Source organism: Arenibacter catalasegens (assembly GCF_002909235.1).
Classification (GTDB): Bacteria; Bacteroidota; Bacteroidia; order Flavobacteriales; family Flavobacteriaceae; genus Arenibacter; species Arenibacter catalasegens.
Map to the genome: position 1 here is coordinate 12,071 of NZ_PHQQ01000021.1, position 17,783 is coordinate 29,853.

Consider the following 17,783-nt stretch of genomic DNA (forward strand, 5'->3'; position numbering starts at 1 on the left):
ATAAAATTATATCTTTGCGTTATAATTTACGATATGCTATTGAATTTTTATAAATACCAAGGAACGGGAAATGATTTTGTAATCATTGATAATCGCCAGAAGGTTTTCCCAAAAGACAATGTTGAATTGGTCTCATTTTTATGTGATAGAAGATTTGGCATTGGCGGCGATGGACTTATTTTATTGGAAAATGATAAGACAACGGATTTTAAAATGGTCTATTATAATTCAGATGGCAGGCAAAGTTCCATGTGTGGCAACGGGGGCAGGTGTATTGTGGCCTTCGCCAATTATTTGGGTATCGTAGATAAAAACACCTCATTTATGGCTGTAGACGGACTTCATAATGCTACTATAGAAAATGGTATTGTTAGTTTGGAAATGCAGGAGGTAAAAGAAATAAAGGTTAAAGCCAATTCTTTGTTTTTAAATACGGGTTCTCCCCACCACGTGCAGTTGGTAGATGGTCTTAAGGATTTTAATGTTCGTAAAGAAGGTGAAAAGCTTCGCTACGGGGTATATGGTGAGCAGGGAAGTAATATTAACTTTGTGGATCAAGCAGGAGAGGATACCTTTAATGTGAGGACCTATGAACGTGGAGTTGAAGATGAGACACTATCCTGTGGAACTGGAGTTACCGCTGTGGCCCTGGCCATGCACCATTCGGGTAAAACCAACAGCAATAGTGTAAAAATAGTTACACCCGGTGGTACGCTCGAAGTGAATTTCAAAAGCAAAGAAAATGGATATAACCAGATTTGGCTTACCGGCCCTGCACAACTTGTTTTTAAAGGAGGGATAAATGTTGAGTCTTAAAGGGGAGCATATATATTTAAGGGGCTTGGAGCCAGAAGATTTGGATTTTCTATATAAACTGGAAAACGATCCTGAAATATGGGAAATAAGTGGTACCACAGCACCTTATTCTAAACATGTATTAAATCTATATTTAGAAAATGCCTATAAAGACATTTATGAGGTAAAGCAATTGCGGTTATGCATCTGCAATATGAAAGGGACCGTAGTTGGTTTAATAGATTTATTTGATTTTGACCCCAAGAATTTAAGGGTGGGAATGGGAATTATAGTGAGCAGCAAGGTTGACAGAAACAAAGGCGTGGGCGCTGAAGCGATTGGGATTCTTACCAAATATACTTTTTCGGTTTTGGGCATGAGACAGATTTATGCAAATGTATTGGAGGATAATGCCAACAGTATACATTTGTTTTCTAAACTGGGGTTCGAAAAAGTAGGTGTAAAAAAAGATTGGATCTATACCAACGGTACTTTTAAAAATGAAATATTGTTTCAAAAGATAAATAACTAATGTCTATAAAGAAAATTTTACTGGTTATTGTTATTGCGGGAATGTTGGTTGGCGGTGTTTTTGCCTATATGGTTTACAGCGCCTTTTTTATATCAAATACTCAATTTGACAATGAGGTAGCTTACGTCCATATCCCTTCAGATTCAAACTTTGAACAAGTAGAGGAAATTATGGAGCCGCTATTGAAGGATTTGAAAACATTTGGGTCGGCCGCCGATAAAAAGGGTTATAGCGATAATGTAAAAGCAGGAAAATATGCCATAAAAAAAGGGATGAACAATAATGATATCGTAAATTCCTTGAGAAGTGGCAATATTCCTGTTAAGGTTGCTTTTAACAACCAGGAAACCTTGGCAGATTTGGCAGGAAGAATATCGCTGCAGATTGAAGCGGACAGTATCACTTTGCTGAGTAACTTTATTGATCAAGATTTTTTAAGGAACAACGGGTTCAATGATAAGACTGCCTTGGCGATGTACATTCCGAATAGTTATGAGTTTTTTTGGAATACTTCGGCTGAAGGATTTAGGGAAAGGATGTTAAAGGAATATGCTAGGTTTTGGAACGATAAACGCCAAGAAAAGGCAAAATCTTTGGGATTAACCTCTTCAGAAGTCATTACTTTGGCTTCCATAGTACATAAAGAGACCGCAAAGGTAGATGAAAGGCCTAGGGTAGCAGGAGTATATCTTAACCGGTTGAGAACAGGAATGAAGCTTCAGGCGGATCCTACCGTTATTTATGCCATAAAACGACACTCAGGTAATTTTGATACCATTATAAAAAGGGTACTGTACAAAGATTTGGAATTGGACTCACCTTATAATACCTATAAGGTAGCCGGATTGCCTCCTGGTCCCATTGCCATGCCCGACATTACGGCTATAGATGCCGTTTTAAATTCTGAAAGGCATGAGTATTATTACTTTGTCGCAAATGTGGAAAACTTTGGTTATCACAAGTTTGCAAAGACATTGGCGCAACATAACCGCAATAAAGAGCAGTATGTCCGATGGATCAATAGTCAAAAGATTATCAGGTGAACCAATGGTCCTTATATAGTTGTCATTCATCCAATATTTATAACATTTTGTACAAAGTTGCGTTAAAATAGGTCGGTTTTTAAAAATCGGGCATATCTTTGTCAAGTGAAATTTAAGCAAACGCTTTTTTGTTGTAAGTCTTAAGAAAACAAATATATGAGAAAGTGGACAAGTTATTTGTTCCCCGTTATCATGATTTTTATTCTTATTAGTTATGGGTTTAAACCAGTTAAAATGGTGATTCCCGAGGCTTTTAGAGTAAACGGACCTACCGAAGTTTTGTATCCCAAACACAAAACTATTTTAAAAACAACTATGGCTGCGCCACCCTTTTTAGGAACATCCTACAATGGGTTTAAAGAGGCATTAGCCTTTAAGGAATCTCAAGGAAATTATTTTACTACCAACGCTTTAGGTTATTTAGGAAAGTATCAATTTGGTATTGGTACCCTGGAACTTCTGGGTGTTTACAACGCTACATTATTTCTAAATGATCCAATTTTACAGGAAAGGGTATTTCATACCAATCTTTCTAGGAATAAGTGGATTTTGAGAAGGGATATTAAGCGTTTTGTTGGCTTGGTAATTAATGGCCAGGAGATTACGGAATCGGGAATTCTGGCTGCTGCCCATTTGGCGGGAGCGGGGAATGTAAAGAAGTACCTAAGGTCCTCTGGGGCATTAAATGTGGATGACGACTTTGGGTCATCGGTTTCATATTATATCAAAAAATTCTCAGGTTATGATATTTCCCATGTAACACCGAAAAGAAATCCAAGGATATAAAGAGTTTATAATTATGAAAATGGAAGGACCCTAACAAGATTGTTGGGGTTTTTTTATGCGTGGATAATAAAAATAGTGGGCCTCTTGTGAAGGTCAACAGATGTTCCTTGCCAATCCGACACTTTTTTTGTGGCGATATATTCTGTGGGTAAAGTAATGTCACAGGCAATGCAAACTAAGGTTTGTGGCGCAAGTGTTCTTATTAATTCGGCAAGAAGTTTATCGTTTCTATAGGGCGTTTCAATGAAAATTTGTGATTGATCGTAATCTCTGGACAATTTTTCCAACTTCTTGATACTCTTTTTTCTTTCACTGGATTCAATAGGTAAATAACCATTGAAAGCAAAACTTTGACCATTTAAGCCGCTGGCCATAAGGGCCAATAGAATAGAGGAGGGGCCCACCAATGGCACTACCTGTATTCCTTTTTGATGCGCAATACTCACAATGTCCGCTCCTGGATCCGCTATTCCGGGACAACCTGCTTCTGATAGTATTCCTACATTATATCCCTCAAAACATGGGTCTAAAAAAGAAGGAAGTATTTCTGGCTCGGTAAATTTGTTGAGTAGGTTAATGTGTAAATTGGGTTGGGATTTTTTAGAACTTATCTTTTTTATAAAGTGCCTAGCAGTTTTTTCATTCTCTACTATGTAGTGATCAATTTGTTCAATAGTCCTTTTAATGGATATTGGCAGCACCTCTAAGGGTTCATTATCGCCCAAGGTGGTTGGGATTAAATACAGTTTTCCAATATTGCCCATTGTTTGGTTCATAGGTGTAAAATTATTTGTGCATTAAGTCTGGGGCAATAATGTTGCATGCCGAATCTATTAAACGAAATATTTCATCAAAACCATCGTCCCCTCCGTAATATGGATCTGGGACTTCCTTGTTGATCGAATTTGATTTCTGAAGCAATAAATTCACTTTTGCTTTTTCGTCCTTACTTTTGGCGAGAGAAATTATGTTTTCATAATTACTATTGTCCATAGCAAAAATGTGGTCAAAATCGCTAAAATCTTTGTGAGTGAATTGCCTACATCGCTGTTGGCTAATATCGATCCCATATCTTTTAGCTATTGAAATAGAGCGAATATCAGGTTTTTTTCCAATATGATAACTGGCGGTACCTGCTGAATCCACAAAGAATTTGTCCCCATCCAGTTTGCTTTTTAGAATACCTTCGGCCAAAGGTGACCTGCAGATATTTCCTAAGCACACCATAAGGACTTTGGTTCTCATGCTAATGTCAATATTAGGAAAACTTCTTTGTTAAATCGTCTATATATTTTCGGAATTGTTTATCGGTTTCTGCAAGGTTGTCCACGGTTTTGCAAGCGTGCAGAACTGTAGCATGGTCTCTTTTTCCTATTTGGGATCCGATGCTTGCCAGGGAGGCTTTAGTGAATTTTTTGGCAAAGAACATGGCCAATTGTCTGGCTTGTACAATATGTCTTTTTCTGGTTTTGGACTGTAAAGTGGCTACATCCATTTCGAAATAGTCAGAAACTACTTTTTGGATATAATCAATGGATACTTCCCTTTTGGTATTCTTTACAAATTTCTCTACTACCAATTGTGCCAATTCAAGAGTAACTTCTTTTTTGTTGAAGGAGGATTGGGCAATTAAGGAAATTATGGCCCCTTCCAGCTCTCGAATATTGGTTTTTATGTGTTTGGCAACGTACTCTATTATATCTTCCGGCATTTCTACGCCATCGCGATACAGTTTGTTTTTTAAGATCGATATCCTTGTTTCGTAGTCGGGTGTTTGAAGCTCTGCGGATAATCCCCATTTAAAACGGGACAGCAAACGCTGTTCGATGTCCTGCATATCTACAGGAGCTTTGTCCGAAGTTAGGATTACCTGTTTGCCATTTTGGTGCAAATGATTGAAAATGTGGAAGAAAACATCCTGGGTCCCTGACTTTCCAGATAAGAACTGTACGTCATCAATGATAAGCACATCAATTAACTGGTAGAAATGGATGAAATCGTTCCTAGTGTTTTTCTTTACGGATTCTATGTATTGTTGTGTGAATTTTTCAGCCGAAATGTATAAGACCGTCCTTTCCGGGTATTTATCTTTGATCTCTACACCTATGGCATGTGCCAAATGTGTTTTTCCCAAACCAACACCACCAAAAATCAATAAGGGATTAAAGGATGTTCCGCCTGGTTTGTTGGCAACCGCCATACCGGCAGATCTGGCCAATCTGTTAGCATCACCCTCAAGGAAATTGTCGAAATTGTAATTGGGATTTAATTGAGATTCAATTTTTATGTTTCTAATTCCTGGAATTACAAAAGGATTCTTTAATTCCGGATTTTTGGATTTTATGGCGACGTCCAATTCTTGGGGCTCTACGTGAGACCTATTGGAACTCGGTATTTTTTCGGTAAAAGGTTCACGGTTGCCATAAGTGTTTTCCATTTTAATGATGTACACCAATTTGGCCGTCTCACCCAATTCTTTAGTGAGCGCAACTTTTAAAAGTTTAACGTAGTGTTCCTCAAGCCATTCATAAAAGAATTTACTGGGAACTTGAATGCTCAAGGCATTATCGGAAAGTTTAACAGGTTTTATTGGCTCGAACCAAGTTTTGAATGCCTGCGGTTGGATATTGTCTTTAATAAAGCCCAAACAATGGTTCCATACGGACGTTGCAGTAACACTCATTTTTAATGTTTTCTTTTTTTTGGTTAGTGTAAATTACTGATGATATGAAGTCAGGTTAAGTGACATTATCAAGTGGGCAAATATGTGAACAATTATTCTAAAAAAAAAATCCAAAGTGGTTGAATTTTCTATTTTTTTTTCTCATGTTGTACCACAATATTTTCACACTTTTAAATATAAAGGTTTTACACGGAATAACATGGATTATAATGAATTTTCTTTTAGGGTTAGATATGGCGAAACGGATCAAATGGGTGTAGTTTATCATGGGAATTACCCGCAATATCTGGAGATGGGACGGGTAGAATGGCTAAGGTCTATGGGCATTTCCTACAAAACGATGGAAGAAAACGGAATAATGTTGCCTGTAATTTCCTTAAACATTGTATATAAAAAATCTGCGGTTTACGATGATCTTTTAACGGTAAAGACTTTTATTCGAAAGAGACCGATGGTTAGAATAGAATTTGACTATGAGATTCGTAATGAGGCCAAGGAATTGTTGATTGAAGCTAATACAGTTTTGGCTTTTATAGATAAGAAGACAAATAGGCCCATAAAATGTCCAAGCTATATACTGGATAACCTAGAGATCTAGTTTTTCTATTTTTACAGGATACAGAGACTCAAAAATATTTTCCGTAAGATCGGCGTCATTTCTTCTAACGGATATTTCAATAACGCAGTCCATTTCCATTTTTTGGCCGATTATTTCCATTTGATATTGCTTAATGGTTCGCATTACCTTGTCCATGTCCGAATAGTCAAACCTAAGCAGATATCTTTGCTGCAGTGTCTTTTCAATTATTTCAGCAGCATCAAGCGCCATTTGTGCTGCTGTTCTGTAGGCGGATATCAGTCCTCCGACCCCTAGTTTGGTGCCGCCAAAAATACGCGCCACTGCCACAAGGATATTTGTAACTTCAAATGACTGTATTTGCCCATAAATTGGCATTCCGGCGGAATTGTTGGGTTCGCCGTCATCATTTGCCCTATAGTTGACATCCATAAACCCCAATTGCCAGGCATAGCAAACATGGTTGGCCGTGTGGTGGTGTTTTCTTATTTCCTCAATTAGGGGCTTTACCTCTTCCTCGTTCCTTATTGGGAAAGCATATCCGAAAAACTTGCTTTTGCGTTCTTTGAATAAAACCTCCTTTGAGGGTGATTCCAAAGTTTTGTACGTGTCAGACTCCATATTGTACCATTAAAAAAAAGCGACTAGGATAATACTGATAATCGCTAGTGAAATACCCATCCAATTTTTGGTGCTGATACGCTCCTTGAAGAGTATAACCGCCAAAAGGGTGGAGAACATAACAATGGCTACATTATTTATTGTAAACACAGAAGCACTGTTAAGGTCTTCGTGCTGTAGTGCACGCAAGAGGTAATATATTGAAAAATAATTTAGAATGCCAAGCCCGATCCCGCCAAGTACAGTTGTAATACTTGGTGTAGACCTTTTTTTAAAGGATTTGATAGCGATAAAAATAATGCCGGTTACCGCTGCAGAACCAAAAACTACTGCGGAAAACAGGGAAAACTCCTCTTTAGGAACTAGTGTTTCCTCCAAATATTTAATGCTGGTGTCTATGACGCCAGAACCAATAAAAACCAGGGCGGGAAGTACCAGGACGCTTTTCTTTATCAAAATATCCCTTTTCTTTACAGAAGCGAAATAGACGGCGGCAAGGGCCAAGAGAATACCTAAGGATTTTAATGATCCTAGTTTTTCATCATATACCAGCAAACCAAAGATAACTGGAATTACGAGCGACATCTTAGTGGCTACCGATGCAACGGATACCCCATTTTTCTGGGAGGTAGCGGCCATAAGATTAAATACGAGGATAAACAAAATACCCAAAACCATAGTGCCCAGAAACCACGGTTTTGTAGGGATTTCCAAGAGAACAATATTTTTTTCGTACAAAAGTAATCCTACTGATGAGGCAACAACATAATTAATTATGATGGCATATAGGGTTTCAACCTTATAAGTATCAAACAATTTAAAAACAACAAAAATGGAACTGGAAAACAGTACACTTAAACCTAGGTCCAACATGTTAAAGTTTATCCTTTAATTGTATAACATCTTCCACGCCTACCTGTAGGTTCCAAGTTTTTATCCCTAGTTTTTTGGCAGCATCCGTATTTTCTTTGGTGTCGTCTATAAAAAGGGTATCCTCTGGCACCAGGTTATTTTGATCGAGCACATATTGAAATATTTCCGCATTGGGTTTCCGCAATTGAATTTCATGCGACAAATAAAATTGTTCAAACGAATGTTTAAAACGCCTATAATTTTCCGCGCCCATAATCTGACTCACATGGGGGATGTGCAAGGCATTGGTATTGCTTAAAAGGAATAGTCTATATTTTTTTTCTTTATCCAGGTTTTCTAAAAAGTTGAGACGATATTCAGGAAAATCCAACAACATGGAATTCCAAATATCGATGATCGATTTGGATGTGAGGTGGGGAAAATCTGGTTGCAATAAGTCTACAAATTCCTGAGGGTCGATCTTGCCAACTTCAAATTCCTCATTTATGGAATGATATTTAGGTAGAAATTCTTGGATATTTTTATTTTCCAATGCTTTAAAAACTACCTGTTTGTCTAAGTTGATAAATATATCACCAAAATCGAATATGATGTTTTTAATCATGTTTAATGAGTGTTAGTGTATCTGATTCTATTTGCTTTTCACAAGTGGTAATACCATGGATTACTGGAGCTCTTAGACCTTCCCCAAATGTAGTTTTGCCTTTAAATACCCTGGCTTCATCCCATAGTTCCGTATCTATAAAGCTCTGAAGTGTTTTGGCCCCTCCTTCAATAATGACACTCAATATGTTATGTTTATAGAGAATGGTGCAAATTTGAGGAGCTATATTATTTCTAAAATCAATTTCCTCATATAAAATTTCGCCCTCGGACTTTTTATGATCATGGCCGCTGAGGATGATGGTTTTTACGCTACCGTCCAATACATGGTATTTGCTATTTATTTTTAATTCCCTGTCCAAAACAATTCTAATGGGATCCTTACCTTTCCAATGACGCACATTTAGTTTGGGGTTATCGGCCAATACAGTGTTGGTGCCCACTAAAATGGCCTGTTCCTGACTTCGCCATTGGTGGACCAATTGCTGGGAGTACTGGTTGGTAATCCAAAAAGGCTCAAGATGGCTATTTCTTTTTTCTTGGTTCGGCGCTATAAATCCATCGGCTGTTTCTGCCCATTTTAAAATTATGTATGGTCTTTTTTGGGTATGATAGGTCAAAAATCTCCTATGGTGTTCCCAGCACTCTTTTTCTAGAATACCAACCGTAACTTGGCAGCCCGAAGCCCTTAGTTTTTCAATGCCTTTACCCGCTACTTTTTCATGTGGATCCAAAAGACCAATAACCACATGAGGTATTCCATGTTTTATGATAAGGTCTGCACAGGGTGGAGTTTTTCCTTGATGGGAACATGGTTCAAGGGTTACGTATATAGTAGCGTCTTTTAAAAGCGCTAAATCTTTTACTGAATTTATGGCATTGACTTCGGCATGGGGACCACCATAAGGACTAGTGTAGCCCTCCCCAATAATTTTGTCGTCTAGGACAATTACACTGCCCACCATTGGATTGGGGAAGGTTGTTCCCAGTCCATTTTTGGCCAGTTGTATGCATCTTGAAATATATTTTTCGTGTATCTTCACTTCGTAAAAATAGAACAATATAGGTATATTATTGATAAACAAATGTTAGTCACTATTATAAGGGAAATTCAGCCCAATGATAATGAGGAGGTTGCAAGGGTGATAAGGAAAGTATTGGAAGATTTGGGAGTGCCTAAAGTGGGTACTGCCTATGCCGATAAAGCTTTGGAGCGGATGTATGATAATTATAATGTTTCAAGGGCCGATTATTTTGTGGTCGAAGAAAATGGTCATATCCTAGGATGTGCAGGAATTGCCCAATTGGAAAATTATGAAGGGAATGTATGTGAATTGCAAAAAATGTATTTTTTAGAAGAAGCTAGGGGCAGGGGGTTAGGCCTTAAGATGATTAATGTTTGTCTAAATAGGGCGATTGAATATGGTTATGAGCAATGTTATTTGGAAACCATGCCCTATATGGAGGATGCCCAAAAATTATATTTAAAAACCGGGTTTCAATATATTAATGGGCCTATGGGTAATACCGGCCATTATTCATGCCCTGTTTGGATGCTAAAAGTTTATAGAAAAGCACAATGCAAGATAAAAGGGGAATTAACTGTTGGCTAAACTTTAAGCATGTTATTAAAGGAGATTAAAAATATTTATCATTTAGAACTAGATTCCCTTTTTCCAAAAGAAGAAGTAGATAGTTTTTTTTATATGGTCATTGATCATTATATGGGATTGGAGAAATTTGTTTTGGTCATGGAACCTAATCTGGTAGTGCCCAAAGCAAAGGAGGAACCTTTGTTTAGTGCTTTGAGCCAATTAAAAGAGGAGCGTCCCATTCAACATATTTTAGGGAAATCCCATTTTTGTGACCTCGATTTTTATGTAGACGAAAATGTCTTGATTCCAAGGCCGGAAACCGAAGAATTGGTGTATTGGATTCTAGACCATGTACAAAAGTTAGGTAGCGGCAACGAGATTAAAATATTGGATATTGGTACAGGAAGTGGGTGTATTGCCATTTCCCTTGCTAAAAACCTGCCAAACGCTACAGTAGCTGCCATAGATATTTCAAAAAAAGCCATTGGAATGGCAAGACAGAATGCAAAGGAAAATAATGTCATCGTCGAGTTTATTGAGGCGGATATACTGGCTAAATTGGATTTTAAAGAAAAATTCGATGTAATTGTATCTAACCCTCCCTATGTCAGGGAATTGGAAAAAGTAGAAATGAAAAATAATGTATTGGATTACGAACCTGGATCGGCACTTTTTGTTTCAGATGAAAACCCTTTAATTTTTTATAAAAAAATTGTCCAATTTGCCGTTGATCATTTAAAGGCCAATGGTGTTTTGTTCTTTGAGATAAACCAATTTTTGGGTAATGAGACAAAACAGCTTTTGGAAAATGAAAATTTTTCGGAAATTGAACTCAGAAAGGACATGTTCGGGAACGATAGAATGTTAAGAGGGATGATTAATTTGTAATCTTTTAAATATAGCGAATGGATACGGTAGTATGGGGGCTATTTGTAAGGGGAATTATAATTAAATAATCACCTACTTTTTTTAATAGGTAAGATATATATGAAATGAAAAGGATAGTTGTGTTTTGTGGAAGTAGTGAGGGCAATGATCCTGAAATAATAAAAGGCGCCTATAAGCTTGGGGCGAGCTTGGCCAAAGGAGGAATTACCTTAGTATATGGTGCCGCCAAAATAGGCATTATGGGTAAATTGGCGCAAGGTGCCCTAGAAAATAATGGAAAAGTTATTGGCGTTATCCCAGATTTTTTAAAAATGAAGGAAGTATTCCATGATGGACTTACACAGCTTATAGTTACCGAAAACATGCATCAACGTAAATTAAGGATGCACGACCTTTCCGATGGAATTATTACGCTTCCTGGGGGATATGGTACCATGGAGGAATTATTCGAGATGATTACCTGGGCACAATTAGGCCTCCATCAAAAACCAATTGGACTTTTGAATGTCAACGGGTTTTATGATGAATTGCTTGCTATGTTACGTACTATGGTAAGTAAGGGGTTCTTAAAACAGGAATATTACGATATATTGCTAGTAGATAATTCTGTTGACGGACTTTTGAATAAAATGAAAAACTATCAACCCTTGCCGTTGCCAAAATGGATTAAAAAGGAACAGCTTTAAATGGAAATTAAACAGAAGATAGAAAGCCTTAGAACTGAGCTTAGGGAACATAATTATAATTATTATGTGCTGGACAATGCCGCTATTTCAGATTATGAGTTTGATATGAAACTAAAGGAACTGCAGGCGTTGGAAGAAAAACATCCTGAATTTTATGATGCTAGTTCCCCAACATTAAGGGTAGGTGGGGCCATCACCAAGAATTTTGAAACATTGGTTCATGAACACCGCATGTATTCCCTGGACAATTCCTATTCCAAAGAGGACCTGGAGGATTGGGAAAAACGAATTCAAAAAATATTAGGTGATGCACCTGTAGAATTTACCTGTGAACTAAAATACGATGGGGCTTCCATAAGTTTAACCTATCAAGATGGCAGGTTGGTACGTGGACTGACCCGTGGAGACGGGTTTCAGGGCGATGATGTTACCAATAACATTAAGACGATTAGGTCGGTACCCCTTCAATTGAAAGGGGATTATCCACCTAAATTTGATATTCGCGGGGAGATCGTATTGCCTTTTGAGGGGTTTGCAAAGATGAACCAGGAAAGGATCGAGAATGGCGAGGACCCTTATATGAACCCTCGTAATACGGCCTCAGGTAGTTTGAAATTGCAGGATAGTGCCCTTGTTGCAGAACGTCCCCTAGATTGTTTGTTGTACGGTATGGTTGGAATAAATTTAGGCTTAGAATCTCAATTTCAAATGTTGGAAAAAGCAAGAAACTGGGGATTTAAGGTGCCTAAGGCGGCTAAATTATGCAAGACCACGGATGACGTTCTGGAATTTGTGGAATATTGGGATAAGCATAGACATGAATTGCCTTATGAGACCGACGGGGTGGTCATTAAAGTGAATAGCATACAACACCAGGAAGAATTGGGGTATACCTCCAAATCTCCACGTTGGGCAATGGCCTATAAGTTTAAGGCAGAGCAGGTTTCTACCAGATTAAATGAGATTACATACCAGGTGGGGCGGACAGGAGCCATAACCCCAGTGGCTAATTTGGAGCCCGTACTTTTGGCAGGTACTACCGTAAAAAGGGCTTCCCTTCATAATGCCGACCAAATAGAAAAGCTCGACATTAGGGTGGGGGATACCGTTTTTGTAGAAAAAGGAGGGGAGATAATTCCAAAAATCGTTGGGGTCGATTTTAGTAAAAGACTTTCGGATTCTATGCCCACCAACTACATAGATCATTGCCCAGAGTGCAATACCCTTTTGGATCGTACCGAGGGAGATGCCAAGCACTATTGCCCCAATGAATATGGTTGTCCTCCACAGATTACTGGCCGTATTCAGCATTATATTTCCCGCAAGGCAATGGACATAGAAGGTCTGGGAGGAGAAACTGTTGAGCTTCTTTTTAAGGAAGGATTAATTAAAAATTATGCGGACCTATATTTACTTACCAAGGAACAAATTATACCCTTGGAACGCATGGCTGAAAAGTCGGCCGAAAATTTGGTAAAGGGGGTTGCTGAATCGGTCAAAATTCCTTTCGAGAGGGTGTTGTTTGCCTTAGGAATCAGGTTCGTAGGTGAAACCGTTGCCAAGAAACTGGCAAAGGCCTATAAAAATATAGATGCCCTGATGATCGCTACAGAGGAGGAATTGATAGGTGTAGACGAGATTGGCCAACGTATTGCTGAAAGTGTGGTCTCATTTTTTCAGAACAGCATTAATACCGATATTATTGCTAGATTAAGGGAATACGGTGTACAATTTGAAGTGTCGGCAGATAAACTACTAAATCAGACCGACTTGTTTAAAGGACAGACCTTAGTGGTGTCAGGTGTTTTTGAAAACCTTAGTAGGGATGAACTTAAAAAATTGATTGAAGATAACGGCGGAAAAGTGGGGTCTAGTATTTCTTCAAAAACTTCTTATCTTGTGGCGGGCGATAAGATGGGGCCTAGCAAAAGGACCAAGGCCGAAAGCCTGGGAGTGCCCATTATCTCGGAGACCGATTTTATGGGCATGCTATAATTTTGCCTGCTATGAAGAATGATGATAATCAATGTTTGTTACAGATAGTTTAGGGAGGTTATGAAGTTTAAAAAGTACTACACTAAATAATAATTATGTATACCATCCTTTTACTGCTAATCTGTATTGTTTTCATTATTGTGGCTTCCACCCGTTTTAAGCTGCATCCATTTTTGGCATTATTGGCCGCTAGTTTGATATTTGGAATTTTTTCCGGACTGCCCTTGGATCAACTCATTAAAACCATTAACGATGGATTTGGTGCTACCATAGGTGGGATTGGCATCATAATTATCGCCGGACTGATCATAGGCACTTTTCTGGAAAAGTCGGGCGGGGCCTATGCTTTGGCCAACCTTGTTTTACGCATTATAGGTCCCAAGCGCGTACATATGGCCATGGGCTTTATAGGTTATTTTGTATCCATTCCCGTCTTTGCAGATAGCGGATTTATTATTGTTTCCCCGTTAAATAGAGCGTTGACCAAAAAAGCGAAATTATCCTTGGCAGGAACTACAGTGGCTTTGTCCTTGGGACTATTGGCATCGCACACAATGGTGCCGCCAACTCCCGGGCCCATTGCGGCGGCAGGAATTATAGGTGCCGATTTGGGGCAGGTGATCCTTTTTGGGTTAATGACCAGCATACCGGCATTGTTAGTTTGTATATTATTTGCGAAAAAAATAGGTTCCAAGATATTTATTGATCCCGCTCCCAAGATAACCGAGGAACAGATCAATACCCAACTAGAAAATGCTCCATCTGTCTTTAAATCCTTTATTCCTATTGTAATCCCAATATTACTAATTGTGTTGAGGTCCTTTGCTGAATACCCGACCCTGCCTTTTGGAGAGGGGACTTTTAAATTGGCTATTGGTTTTGTCGGTAATCCTGTGGTGGCTTTATTGATAGGTATGGTTTTATCCTTCACATTACCCAAAAAATTGGATAAGGAAATGTTGGGTACTACGGGTTGGATTGGGGAAGCGCTGACTTCGGCGGCTATAATTATTTTAATCACCGGTGCTGGTGGCGCCTTTGGGAAAGTATTGCAGACTTCGGACATAAGTTCCTTGTTGGAATCCAATGTCACGAATGGAAATTTAGGGATATGGCTTCCATTCCTTATTGCCGCGGGCATTAAGACAGCCCAAGGCTCCTCTACCGTGGCCATTATTACGACTGCGTCTATTATTGCCCCTTTAATGCCTGCAATGGGTTTTGATACCGAGGTTTCAAAGGCTTTGGCGGTAATAGCCATCGGTGCAGGTGCATCCGTGGTGTCCCATGCCAACGATAGCTTTTTTTGGGTAGTAACCCAATTAAGTGATATGAAGGTAAATCAGGGTTATAGGACACATAGTTTGGGATCTGCCATTTTGGGCTTTTCAGCAATGATAGTTTTAACCATTATCAGTTTATTAATATAATTTAAAAAGAATGAAAGTTTTTAAGACCAACCAGGGTATTTTAATTGAAAAAGACAGTAAATTTTATCTAATGGAGACGGACTGGGATTCGTTTATTACGGATGATGACATTTACGCCAGTACCCTGGACATAATTTCAAAACTAGATCCTATAGGAAACAGCGCTTCTTTGTTGAATGGAAGTATATTGCCTCCTGTAGGGCGCCAAGAAATTTGGGCCTCTGGGGTAACTTATTACAGCAGTAGGGAGGCACGTATTGAAGAATCCAAAGATGCGGGTGGAGGCGATTTTTATGACCGGGTGTATAGTGCAGAAAGGCCGGAATTGTTTTTTAAAAGTACTGCTAGCCGAGCTGTGGGGCATAAACAGGATGTTAGGATCAGAAAGGATTCTAAATGGAATGTCCCTGAGCCGGAATTGACATTGGTAATAACGCCTAATGCAAAAATAATAGGGTATACCATTGGTAATGATATGAGTTCTAGGGATATTGAGGGGGAGAATCCCTTATACCTCCCGCAAGCCAAAAGTTATGATGGAGCAGCGGCTGTAGGACCTTGTATTTGGCTTACCAAGGAACCCATCGCTATGGATACCAAGATTAAAATTCAAATTGTTCGTAAAGGCAATACTGTTTTCGAGGGTGAGACAGAGGTGGGCCAAATGAAAAGAAAACTTACCGATCTAGTTAGCTACCTGTACCGTGAAATGTCTTTTCCTTATGGTAGTCTATTAATGACGGGGACCGGGGTGGTGCCACCGGATTCCTTTACACTTGATCATGGAGACGTTATTGATATTACTGTTGATTCAATTGGGACCCTATCCAATACGGTAGCCTAGTTTGTAAAATTAAAATAAGAATAATGTCCACTCCGAAAAGTTATAAGGAATTTGAAGAAACCCTGATCCAACAGTCGCCATCAGCATCCTGGTCCGAGGCTTTGAGTGCCATGTGGTTCGATGTTAAGGGGGATTGGGAGGCATCCCATAATATTGCCCAGGACATGCATGATAACAATGGAAGCTGGATCCATGCTTATTTGCACAGGAAAGAAGGAGATAAATTTAATGCGGGTTATTGGTATAGAATGGCAGGGAAAACATTTCCTAACAAAAACTTGGAGGAGGAGCAACGAGAATTGGTGGAATATTTTTTAGCCCAAAAATAATTGTAATAGCAGTTTTGGTAGAAAGGCTTAGACGTTATATAAAACAAAATAGGCCGTGAATTAGTTTCACGGCCTATTTTGCCTTATAAATTTATTATCCCTAACATGGTCTTACATTTAGGGTAATTGGAAACACAGTGGGGTTATGCTTAATAATCGGAATATTCCGTAGGGTAAAAGAAACGGGTAACGTTTTTGGAAACATTATTTTGATAATTGGGTTCTGTTTTTATTTTATTCCATACTGGGGAATCGGAAAATGATTTCCAATGGGCATCCCTACTGGCCTGATTTTCAAATGTGGTCATATACATGAGGTTGGGCATAGTAGCACCTGACAATACTTCTCCGTAGAAAACGGCATTAAAGCCTAATGCATCAAATAGCGATACTTCCCCGCCTTTGTTGAACATGTCTACCTTGTTAATGTATTTCGCCGGAGTGGCAGACTCATAGCTTCTTAATTCGTATACACGGTCTTTACGAGGTCCAGTAAGAGGTGAAGGCTTCATTCTAGGCATATCAACAAAAGCCTTTAAAAGGACTGATTCAACCCTACTAAAGGGAGGATTCTTATAGGGTGCATCCAAGAAATCCTTGGCAGATGTCATATAAACTTTGTCCTTTTGCAGTTTTGCATCCAATGTTTCCAAATCGGCAATGCCTTTCATAGGGATCAAGACCTTAATACTTCTTGGATTTAAGGAGTCTATGGTTCTTGGTTTTAAAACACCTACGTGCTTTATATTCAGTTTTTTAAGTGCAGGTAATAAGGATTCACTTAGATATTTGTCCGTACTTTTTTCCTGTTCCTCGGTGTCCAAAAGATAGGTTTTAAGTTGGTAATATTCCCGTTGGTGGGCTTGGCCCCATGTGCTTAAAGTGAATAATAGAAAAAGAATAGGCAGGTATAAGGCTTTGTACATTATGTCTGAATTAGGATAAATAATTGATTTTTTTTTTGACGATTGGTAAGGTAGTGTTTTTCTAAATAATGTCATAGTTCTTTAATAAAACAGACACTGTTGTCCATATTCTTGTATTGGCCGTAATTGGGAATAGAGAGATAACCATTTTTTTTATAGAGGGAAATGGCCTCTGGCTGTCTAAGTCCTGTTTCCAATATACAGGAATGGCAATTCTTCTCCGCTGCCCATTTCTCCAACTCTTTTAAAATCATTGACGCGATTCCCTTTCCCCGTTCGCTTGGTGCAACATACATTCTTTTTATTTCCATGATGTCGGCATTGTATTCCTTTATAGCACGACAACCTACTGGCTTGTTATTCCGATAGGCCAAAACCACAAATGGGAGGTTTTCTATGCCATTGAATTGTGCATAGAAGTCATGTTCATCCCCATCCCTTTGTTTTAGATCGGCATCGAGTAGTTGAACCAGCGCTATAAAATCCAAATCTTTGGAATTGCTTCTTTTTATCGTCACCATAATAATTCCATTTTCTTAAAGCATGTTACGATAAGGCCAGGCTTCATAAATAAAAA

At 38.7% G+C, this 17,783-nt stretch carries 21 protein-coding genes; 12 read left to right on the plus strand and 9 right to left on the minus strand.

The genetic code is table 11. The features are described from left to right. Window positions 1–33: 33 nt before the first annotated feature. The 4 genes from dapF to CWD90_RS15545 all read left to right on the plus strand — a co-directional run bounded on the left by dapF (window position 34) and on the right by CWD90_RS15545 (window position 3,156). On the plus strand, window positions 34–816 hold the full coding sequence (gene dapF, locus CWD90_RS15530) for a diaminopimelate epimerase (RefSeq protein WP_103476999.1): 783 nt from the start codon (window positions 34–36) through the stop codon (window positions 814–816). Next, entirely contained in the window at window positions 803–1,327 is a 525-nt protein-coding gene (locus tag CWD90_RS15535) for a GNAT family N-acetyltransferase (protein WP_103477000.1), read from the plus strand. The genes dapF and CWD90_RS15535 overlap by 14 nt, the downstream gene beginning before the upstream one ends. Next, window positions 1,327–2,370, plus strand: a complete 1,044-nt coding sequence (gene mltG, locus CWD90_RS15540; RefSeq protein WP_103477001.1) for an endolytic transglycosylase MltG — start codon at window positions 1,327–1,329, stop codon at window positions 2,368–2,370. The genes CWD90_RS15535 and mltG overlap by 1 nt, the downstream gene beginning before the upstream one ends. 156 nt (window positions 2,371–2,526) lie before the next feature. Next, window positions 2,527–3,156, plus strand: coding sequence for a hypothetical protein (locus tag CWD90_RS15545; protein ID WP_103477002.1), 630 nt, complete (start codon window positions 2,527–2,529; stop codon window positions 3,154–3,156). Between the two features lie 53 nt (window positions 3,157–3,209). Here the strand turns inward: CWD90_RS15545 and CWD90_RS15550 are convergent, their stop codons facing one another. Genes CWD90_RS15550 through dnaA form a run of 3 tightly spaced genes read right to left on the minus strand, consistent with a single transcriptional unit; the run spans window position 3,210 to window position 5,839 of the window. Further along, window positions 3,210–3,932 (minus strand): SAM-dependent methyltransferase, encoded by a 723-nt coding sequence (locus tag CWD90_RS15550; protein ID WP_239986538.1) that lies wholly within the window; start codon window positions 3,930–3,932, stop codon window positions 3,210–3,212. Window positions 3,933–3,942: 10 nt separating this feature from the next. Then, on the minus strand, window positions 3,943–4,401 hold the full coding sequence (locus CWD90_RS15555; RefSeq protein WP_103477003.1) for a low molecular weight protein-tyrosine-phosphatase: 459 nt from the start codon (window positions 4,399–4,401) through the stop codon (window positions 3,943–3,945). A 13-nt stretch (window positions 4,402–4,414) separates the two neighbouring features. Continuing rightward, a complete protein-coding gene (dnaA, locus tag CWD90_RS15560; protein ID WP_103477004.1) occupies window positions 4,415–5,839 on the minus strand; it encodes a chromosomal replication initiator protein DnaA in 1,425 nt (474 codons plus the stop codon). Window positions 5,840–6,038: 199 nt separating this feature from the next. On the opposite strand from dnaA, the gene CWD90_RS15565 reads away from it, so the two are divergent. Beyond that, entirely contained in the window at window positions 6,039–6,437 is a 399-nt protein-coding gene (locus CWD90_RS15565) for an acyl-CoA thioesterase (protein ID WP_103477005.1), read from the plus strand. Here CWD90_RS15565 and CWD90_RS15570 read toward each other — a convergent pair. The 4 genes from CWD90_RS15570 to ribD are packed head-to-tail and all read right to left on the minus strand — an operon-like array spanning window position 6,426 to window position 9,556. Further along, on the minus strand, window positions 6,426–7,037 hold the full coding sequence (locus CWD90_RS15570) for an IMPACT family protein (protein ID WP_103477006.1): 612 nt from the start codon (window positions 7,035–7,037) through the stop codon (window positions 6,426–6,428). The genes CWD90_RS15565 and CWD90_RS15570 overlap by 12 nt on opposite strands. 9 nt (window positions 7,038–7,046) lie before the next feature. Further along, the gene (locus CWD90_RS15575; protein ID WP_103477007.1) at window positions 7,047–7,910 is read right to left on the minus strand and encodes a DMT family transporter; all 864 of its coding nucleotides are present in this window, start codon (window positions 7,908–7,910) and stop codon (window positions 7,047–7,049) included. A gap of 1 nt (window position 7,911) precedes the next feature. Next, entirely contained in the window at window positions 7,912–8,514 is a 603-nt protein-coding gene (locus tag CWD90_RS15580; RefSeq protein ID WP_103477008.1) for an HAD family hydrolase, read from the minus strand. Then, complete coding sequence (gene ribD / locus CWD90_RS15585; RefSeq protein ID WP_103477077.1) at window positions 8,507–9,556, minus strand: bifunctional diaminohydroxyphosphoribosylaminopyrimidine deaminase/5-amino-6-(5-phosphoribosylamino)uracil reductase RibD; 1,050 nt, start codon at window positions 9,554–9,556, stop codon at window positions 8,507–8,509. Before ribD ends, CWD90_RS15580 begins: the two co-directional genes overlap by 8 nt. Before the next feature lie 42 nt (window positions 9,557–9,598). On the opposite strand from ribD, the gene CWD90_RS15590 reads away from it, so the two are divergent. From CWD90_RS15590 to CWD90_RS15620, 7 genes are all read left to right on the plus strand, one after another. Continuing rightward, a complete protein-coding gene (locus tag CWD90_RS15590; RefSeq protein WP_103477009.1) occupies window positions 9,599–10,126 on the plus strand; it encodes a GNAT family N-acetyltransferase in 528 nt (175 codons plus the stop codon). A 9-nt stretch (window positions 10,127–10,135) separates the two neighbouring features. Continuing rightward, window positions 10,136–10,996: a peptide chain release factor N(5)-glutamine methyltransferase gene (prmC, locus tag CWD90_RS15595; protein WP_103477010.1), complete on the plus strand. Its 861-nt coding sequence runs from the start codon at window positions 10,136–10,138 to the stop codon at window positions 10,994–10,996. A 104-nt stretch (window positions 10,997–11,100) separates the two neighbouring features. Next, window positions 11,101–11,682 carry an LOG family protein gene (locus CWD90_RS15600; protein ID WP_103477011.1) on the plus strand — a complete coding sequence of 194 codons (582 nt, stop codon included), beginning with the start codon at window positions 11,101–11,103 and terminating at the stop codon, window positions 11,680–11,682. Continuing rightward, the gene (gene ligA / locus CWD90_RS15605) at window positions 11,683–13,677 is read left to right on the plus strand and encodes an NAD-dependent DNA ligase LigA (RefSeq protein WP_103477012.1); all 1,995 of its coding nucleotides are present in this window, start codon (window positions 11,683–11,685) and stop codon (window positions 13,675–13,677) included. A gap of 95 nt (window positions 13,678–13,772) precedes the next feature. Then, window positions 13,773–15,107, plus strand: a complete 1,335-nt coding sequence (locus CWD90_RS15610; RefSeq protein ID WP_103477013.1) for a GntP family permease — start codon at window positions 13,773–13,775, stop codon at window positions 15,105–15,107. 10 nt (window positions 15,108–15,117) lie between these two features. After that, window positions 15,118–15,951 (plus strand): fumarylacetoacetate hydrolase family protein, encoded by an 834-nt coding sequence (locus CWD90_RS15615; protein WP_103477014.1) that lies wholly within the window; start codon window positions 15,118–15,120, stop codon window positions 15,949–15,951. A gap of 23 nt (window positions 15,952–15,974) precedes the next feature. After that, window positions 15,975–16,280 (plus strand): hypothetical protein, encoded by a 306-nt coding sequence (locus tag CWD90_RS15620; RefSeq protein WP_103477015.1) that lies wholly within the window; start codon window positions 15,975–15,977, stop codon window positions 16,278–16,280. 149 nt (window positions 16,281–16,429) lie between these two features. Here the strand turns inward: CWD90_RS15620 and CWD90_RS15625 are convergent, their stop codons facing one another. After that, on the minus strand, window positions 16,430–17,206 hold the full coding sequence (locus CWD90_RS15625; RefSeq protein ID WP_103477078.1) for an NIPSNAP family protein: 777 nt from the start codon (window positions 17,204–17,206) through the stop codon (window positions 16,430–16,432). 71 nt (window positions 17,207–17,277) lie between these two features. After that, window positions 17,278–17,727 (minus strand): GNAT family N-acetyltransferase, encoded by a 450-nt coding sequence (locus CWD90_RS15630; RefSeq protein WP_103477016.1) that lies wholly within the window; start codon window positions 17,725–17,727, stop codon window positions 17,278–17,280. Window positions 17,728–17,783 lie beyond the last annotated feature (56 nt).